This window comes from Moorena sp. SIO4G3 (genome assembly GCF_010692305.1).
Taxonomy (GTDB): domain Bacteria; phylum Cyanobacteriota; class Cyanobacteriia; order Cyanobacteriales; family Coleofasciculaceae; genus Moorena; species Moorena producens_A.
Genome location: NZ_JAAHIG010000417.1, coordinates 1 through 7,338, shown reverse-complemented (window position 1 = coordinate 7,338; position 7,338 = coordinate 1). Strand labels below are relative to the sequence as shown.

The 7,338-nt window shown below is 39.2% G+C and carries 5 protein-coding genes; 2 read left to right on the top strand and 3 right to left on the bottom strand.

Features of this window, described 5'->3' with window-relative positions:
- Positions 1-3,031: serine/threonine-protein kinase (locus tag F6J99_RS38550; RefSeq protein WP_293121262.1), on the bottom strand; the 3,031-nt coding region annotated here is incomplete at its 3' end.
- Between the two features lie 477 nt (positions 3,032-3,508).
- Between F6J99_RS38550 and F6J99_RS38545 the strand changes: the two genes are divergently transcribed.
- On the top strand, positions 3,509-4,390 hold the full coding sequence (locus F6J99_RS38545) for a WD40 repeat domain-containing protein (RefSeq protein WP_293121260.1): 882 nt from the start codon (positions 3,509-3,511) through the stop codon (positions 4,388-4,390).
- 279 nt (positions 4,391-4,669) lie between these two features.
- Here the strand turns inward: F6J99_RS38545 and F6J99_RS38540 are convergent, their stop codons facing one another.
- Positions 4,670-5,371: a Uma2 family endonuclease gene (locus F6J99_RS38540; protein WP_293121258.1), complete on the bottom strand. Its 702-nt coding sequence runs from the start codon at positions 5,369-5,371 to the stop codon at positions 4,670-4,672.
- Between the two features lie 92 nt (positions 5,372-5,463).
- The gene (gene queA / locus F6J99_RS38535) at positions 5,464-6,645 is read right to left on the bottom strand and encodes a tRNA preQ1(34) S-adenosylmethionine ribosyltransferase-isomerase QueA (protein ID WP_293121256.1); all 1,182 of its coding nucleotides are present in this window, start codon (positions 6,643-6,645) and stop codon (positions 5,464-5,466) included.
- Positions 6,646-6,784: 139 nt separating this feature from the next.
- Here queA and F6J99_RS38530 point away from each other — a divergent pair, with 139 nt between their 5' ends.
- Positions 6,785-7,174: a hypothetical protein gene (locus F6J99_RS38530; RefSeq protein WP_008188520.1), complete on the top strand. Its 390-nt coding sequence runs from the start codon at positions 6,785-6,787 to the stop codon at positions 7,172-7,174.
- Positions 7,175-7,338: the final 164 nt, after the last annotated feature.

The window sequence follows — 7,338 nt, the reverse complement described above, 5'->3', positions numbered from 1 at the left end:
TAACTAAAATACTAGAATCATCAACGCTTATATCAATTAATGTTGAGCCTTCTGAACTATAAGAAGAACGAGAATCTTTTAATCTTATAAACCATGAAGATTCTAGCTGTTCAAGTTGTAAAGAATTTATCAGCCAAACATTTTGTAAGTTTTTTCGTGGCAATCTACAATACAAGCTCTCCCAAAGTTTTTGAGCATCTTTATTCTTTTCATATCCGACTAATTTACGAGCTAACTTAATTTGCTGTATTGCATCAATATAATCTCTTTTATTTAAGGCTTGTTTTGCTTGTGAAAGATATGTTTTAAAAAGTTCTTCATCTTTAAGCACAGTTTCTGTTTTTTGTATTTGAGATAAAATGAACGGGGCAGAATATGTATGAGATGAATAATTTATTTGCCATAATTTTAAGGTTTTATCTCGACTTCCTGATAAAGCTAAAGTATTGTCTTTATTAAGAGCAGTTGATAGTATTTCTTTTGTGTAAATTGAATGATTTATATCTATGTGACCAGAAAGAGTTCTCAAACAACGACCTGTTTCAATATCCCACAACTTTAAAGTTCCATCTCGGCTACCTGAGAGCGCAAATTTATTATTCTTACTTAAACAAACTGAATTTACATGATCTTGATGTCCAATGAATGTACGTAAACAAACCCCATTATTAATATCCCACCATTTTAAAGTATCATCATCACTTCCTGAAAGAGCAAAATCATCGTCCTGACTTAGACAAGCTGAATTTACGTTATATCTGTGTCCCTCTAAAAAACGTAACAATCTATTATTTTCTACATCCCAAACTCCTAAGTTCTTTCGTAAGCCATTTCTACTGTAAAGAACTAATTTTTTATCTTTACTTAAACAGACTGACATTATGATACGGTTTACCTCATCTTGGTCGAAGTTAGTTTTCTTTCTCTCCAAAATTTTTATACTTGTTTCAAGATTTACATCCCAGATTTTGAGACCACTTAAGAAAAGTCTTAAACTCCCCGAAACCAACAATTTATCATCCTCGCTAATGTTTAATGACCAAAAATTTCCATCCTTCTCTTGGAAAGAGTACCAAGTTTTAACTCCAGTCGAAGTGCCACTTACGAATATCGACTGAACTACTAAGAACATTAGGTTAACTAAAATACTAGGTATTATTTTTTTTAACAATATGATTACAAATTTTGTTCTGTAGTACAATTTATTATCATCTAAATCTAATAAATATAGATAAGGAGTTATATTGGATGTATCTTGTAAATTATCAACAAAATTGTCTCTTAAAAGCTCACCATTTGCATTCCATTTCTTGATAGTTTTATCAAAACCAGTAGATATAATTATTTGATCATCTTTACTTAAGCATATTGAACTAACTTTACCTGTATGCCCTCTAAAAGTATGTAAGCATTTATTTTTTGTATCTGTTTTTAAATCCCATTTTTTGATAGTACAATCGTCACTTGCCGACAGAGCAAATGTACCGTCATTACTAAAACATACCGATTCTACCCAACTTTGATGTCCTTCAAAAGTTTGTAAAAACCTTGTAGATTCAGGTTCTCGCTTTTCTGCTATATCTAACAATTCTCTAACTTTATATTGAGCGAGATCTTCTTCGTTAATACTTTCTAAAATCATAATCGCCGCTTCACAATCATCCCTTTCTAAATGCACCTGCGCTAATAAATATTTAGGTATCCAATTATCTGAATTAGAACTGATTACCCCTTCTAAATTTTCAACTAACTCATCATCATTAATGCTTTCTGGACAGTTCTGTATTACTAATAGGGCAAACTTACATAGCTTGGCTTCTGTTAGATGAGCAAAAATACAAGTTAATGTTTCTCGATAGCTATCTAATTTTACTTTTCTCCATCTAAATAAACCATAATTATAAGTCGCTTCTGGATGTTCTGGTTGTGCTTTTAAAGCTTCTTGCCATAAACTTATTGCCTTTCCACTTTTTCCTAATTCCAAATTAGATAAAGCTCGATTATTACAATCATCAGCAATTAAATCCGCTAATTTTGGTTTCTTACGAAGGTATTTTTTGCCAGCTATATCCTTATAAATAGCTTCTAACCTATCTGCTACCACCATCATATTCTCAGGACGATGATTAGGATTTTCCTGACAACAGTCTCTCAATAAATTGAATAACTTTTGAGCAGTATCTGATGTCGATAACTGTTTTAAGTAACTCGGAAGTCGTGCTTCCGATTGCACATAGTATTCTAAATCATGGCCACTCACCCAATTTCCATATTTCCATCGTCTTTCTCCTTTTAACATTTCTAACACTGATAACCCCCAACTGAATAGATCGCTGCGAAGGTCTAGTTCAGCCTTTTTGACTTGTTCTGGAGAAAAATAGGCAGGTGTTCCAGCAACTCCCGTTACTATTGCGCTACTATCTAAATTATCTCTATTTCCTACTCCTATTTGTGCCGTTGATTGGGTTAAGCCAAAATCGGTTACTTTTACAGTACCTTTAGGCATTAACATCACATTACTAGGTTTTACATCTTTATGAACCAATCCCTTTTCATGGGCATAATCCAACCCCCACGCAAATTGAATCGCTATATCGATAATTCTCTCTAGGATGATTTCATGAACGGGTTGATCACTGAGTTGGGGGGAATCTGCTACATCATAAAGTTTAGGATTATAAAGCTTAGGGGGTTGACCATTTTTTCCATAAATCCAGTCATAAAGACTTCCTCCTTCAATATATTCTGCAAAGACTGTTGGTTTATTTTCAATATTACGCACATAGTAACAACTGACTGTATGAGGATGTAATTGCATATCGACCCATGTTTGGGCTTCTTGCTCAAAGTTTTTGACTCCCCCTAATGCTTCAATGGTTTCTTGACGGGGAATTTTTACAGCTAATTCTTTATTCCAGTCTTGGTGTAAGACGCGAACGACTTTACCGAATCCACCTTCTCCAAGAACATCAATTACTTTATAAAGATTAAGGATGGTTTGACCTATGTTCCAATTTCTATCAGTATTCATTTTTATTTAGTTAATATAACGTCATTTCTGTCTAATAAAAGGTAGAGGTTATATCCTAAAAAAAATAAAGCCATTCAGCTACCTTTCCCTATGCTTATTATAGATAATCTATTTTGCAATGTCGATTATTTTTGTCAACAATTTAAACTTCAATGGCAAAAAAAAATAAGTTAGTTATGGACTGACTAATCGACAACGAAAAAGAAGCTTATGTCTCTCGAAAATACTAACAATTTTAATCGCTTTCACTCTAATCATCATAGAAACTTCAAATACTATTATTTAGAGCAAGTAGCTGACTACTGGGGTGATGCCTTTCCCAATTTACCCAGTTATCAACGATTTATTGAGTGGATTCCTTCACTACTGCTACTTTTTTGTGTCTATATTGAACATTTATATTGAAAATGTACAGGCATTAGACATATCCAGGAATTGCTTAGCAATTCCTGGATATGTCTAGAAGAACAAGCAGATGTGAAGATTTGGGATATTGAAAAAAGTAAGTGTAGAATTTTTTCAAGAGAGAATGGCCATACTCGTACAGTTAATTCAGTTTGCTTGAGTCGTGACAATCATCTAGGCGTATCAGGTAGCGATGATGGAACTGTCAAACTATGGAGTGTTGCTGTCGAAAACTGTCTAAATACCTTCTCCGAACATACAGGTAAAGTCCTTTCAGTCTGTATGAGTAGTGATAATCGCTTCATTTTATCTAGCTCTAGCGAATCTGATAAAAATTTGATTCTTAGAGATTTAGATAGAGGTAAACAAATAGTAGCTTTTACCATTATTATTCTGCTAGAAATGGATTTATACCAATTACCATTGTTGATTATCAAAAATGACCGTGTTTTTATTCAAAAGACATCTAAATATACATTTTTAAATGGACATGATGGAGCGGTAAACTCAGTCTGTCTTAGTTTTGACAGCCGAGTTGCACTATCTGGTGGTTCTGATCAAACAGTTAAGCTTTGGGATATAGAAAGTGGACAATGTTTATCAACTTTTGAAGGACATACAGGCGATGTAACATCAGTTGCATTAAGTGGTGACTGTCGCTGGGCTGTATCTGTCGCGGGAGATGAAATAAAGTTATGGTTTTTAGACTGGGAATTAGAAGAGCGTGAGCTTACTGATTGGGATGAGGGAGCTAGACCTTATTTAGAAACATTTTTGAAACAACATCCTTCATATATCGTTAATCATCCTCAAAATAATACTGGCATTTCGCCATGGACAGAACAAGATTTTCAGTATTTGCTTGAAGATTTAGGTTTTGTTGGATATGGCTGGTTACGCCCTGAAGAAGTACGTCGGCAACTTGAAAATATGGCTGGACTTAACTTTCAGTAGATCACAAAGGGGAGCAGTGGGATGCAAGTGAGGTACTAAAATTTTGACCGAAAATAGGTATTTTCTTGAGAATCGACCTATGTAAGTAGGTCGTGCCAGAAAAAAGGAGGTATGTTACAAATTATAAAGTTTTGCCCTGGAAAAGAGTCAGAGGTATGGGAGCCAGACTGAGAGTGTTTCTGACCCAAGAAGAATAAAGAACGCTCACCGGAGTTGAGGAGGGCCACCACCGTCAGTCAACCAGGGTGAGGACTCTTGCCCTTTGCCTCTTGTTATTGTTCAAACTTCCTCTGGATTTACTCCCATGGCTCGTAAGCGAGCAGCGAGTTTGTCAGCCCGCTGTTGAGCGATCGCCGCTTGTTCTTCAGGAGTAGGTAGCACAATTCCGTCCAAGGTAGCCCAACGCAGCCAAGTGGCCTCCACATCCTTGTAAAAGCCTGACCAACGCACTAAGGCTAACCTTAATATTTCGCTAACTAGTCGCTCCTGTTCATCTTCACTTAAAGGTTGATAGACTCCATTGTCTAAGCTAAATCCCGCCCAATCTTCTGGATTAAACGGGTCGTACCAAAAATATTCCGGTACTCTGACTTGGTCTTGATAAACTAGCTTTTTGGTACTTTTATCCGTCTTGGCTGTACTGTCAGAAATTAGTTCAATGATCACATCAGGTGCTTTACCTTCTTCCCAAACTACCCAACTGAGTCGTTCGCCTTTGGGAACTCCAAGCACCACAAACACATCTGGACCCCGGAAGTCTTGATTTTTAAGTTGTGCTTCACTGAAATGAAGAAACATATTACCGCCCACATAGCCATCCTCCCGCTGGGCCAACCAAGGCAATAACGGATCAATCAGCAATTGCATCTGGAGTTTATGTCGTTCAGTTTCCATCGGAATACCGTCATCACAGGGAAGATCATACTGAGTTGGCAGATAAGGAGTATTAGGCACAACAGCAGAGGTCATGGTTTTAGACATAGCGATCGCATTACCTACTCAAATTTAACGCCCACAGCTACGGTATCGTTGAAACTCGGGAAAAAACCCAGCGCTTGGATCTATCTTTTTTGCTAAAAATCTGGTAAAGGAGTTGCTTTTGCTTCTGGCAAAATTAACATTGCATCACCAAAGGAATAAAAGCGATAACTAAGAGCGATCGCATCCTGATACAAGGTCAGTAACCGCTCCCTCCCTACCATGGCGCTAACTAACATTAATAAACTCGACCGAGGTAAGTGGAAATTGGTAATCAATCCCTCCACTACCTGCCATTGATAGCCTGGGTAGATAAATAAGTTAGTCTTACCACAATAGGGTTGTAATTCCCCATCCACAACGGCTCCCTCTAGAGCACGGACTACCGTTGTGCCTACAGCAATCACTCGACCTCCGGTTGCTCTAGTTTCCTGAATTTGCTCCACAGTTGATTGGGGGACTTCTAGCCACTCTCCGTGCATGTCGTGCTCGGTAATATCCTCCACTTCTACAGGTCGAAATGTACCAACCCCCACGTGTAGGGTGATATACCCTAGCCGAATTCCCCGTTGGCGGCAGTTTTCCATCAGCTGATTGGTGAAATGGAGTCCAGCGGTGGGAGCAGCAACAGCACCATTCTTTTGAGCATAAATGGTCTGATACTGGTCTGGGGTAGCTTGAGAGTCTTGGATATAGGGGGGTAGAGGAACCTGGCCATACCACTCCAACAGGGTTTCCCAGGATACTCCCTCTGGGAAATCAAACTGCAATATCCGCCCACTGGTCGCTTCATCTGTTGCCAGAACAGTTGCTTTAAGGGGAGGTAGGGGGGTAGTTAGGTGTTTTGATACGGTACTATCCTTGAGCCCAAGGTCGGATGAGGGAGTAAACCAAATCTCTGCTCCTGGCTTGAGACGCCTACCTGGTTTGACTAAAGCTAGCCAACTCTGGTGTTGTCCCTGCTGTTGTTCTTGATGTAGTCGCTCTTCTAACAACAAAATCTCCACAGGCACACCAGTTGATTTACGCCCATAGAGTCGAGCGGGGATAACCCTGGTGTTATTGAGGATCAATAGGTCACCCGGTTGCAATAGCTCAGGTAATTCCCTAAAGATGTGGTGGCTATGGTGAGTTGGTGAATCTACCACCAGCAGTTTTGAACCATCCCTCTCGCTCAAGGGTGTTTGGGCAATTTGCTCTTGGGGTAGTTCATAGTCATAGCTTGAGACTAATTGGTCGATTTGGTGCTTGGATGTCTGTTTGTCAATCCCTGTCATGCTGTTATTTCTAAATTGGGGAATATCCCCTATCTAAGATCGGGGGTATATCCCCTGTCCGTGAGCAATCCTGGCTTGCGAAAATAAAGATATAGCATAGGATATCAAGCCTCAGTTGGTTACTAACTAACTCCTCTCTATGGATTACCTTTACTTTTTAGCTAATGCCAGTCTAACTCTGCGAGTCGTTGAGTATCTAAAAGACTCGCCCCAGCTACCTATCAAATTTGCCACGGTGATTCATCGGATTGATGGCTGGGTGGTTAAGGTTAAGATGGACACACCCTTAACCGCTCAACAACATGGAGACTTTCGGGCTTATATGAACGAGTTGGGGATTCCCTACAGCCCAGACATTCGTGTGCAAATGGCTCTGTGGAGTCTGGAAACCGGACAGTCACCGGTAGAGGTCATGCGTCGCTACCAAGTTGCTGTGGTTTCTCATGGTAGTCCAAACCAGAGCGACATAGAAGCTTTTTGCGAACAATTTACCATGGGGTTGGGATATTGTCCAGAAACCTTGGCTTGAGCAACGGTGATTGCTTCTGGGCAGCAACTTCATGTAGGGTGGGCAGTGGATCACACAGATTCACAAGCTGGGCTTTGCACGTTGCTAGGCACTGCCCACCGTAGGATTAACCACAACGGTGCCAGATCTCAGTTCATGTAGGGTGGGCAGTGGATCACACAGAT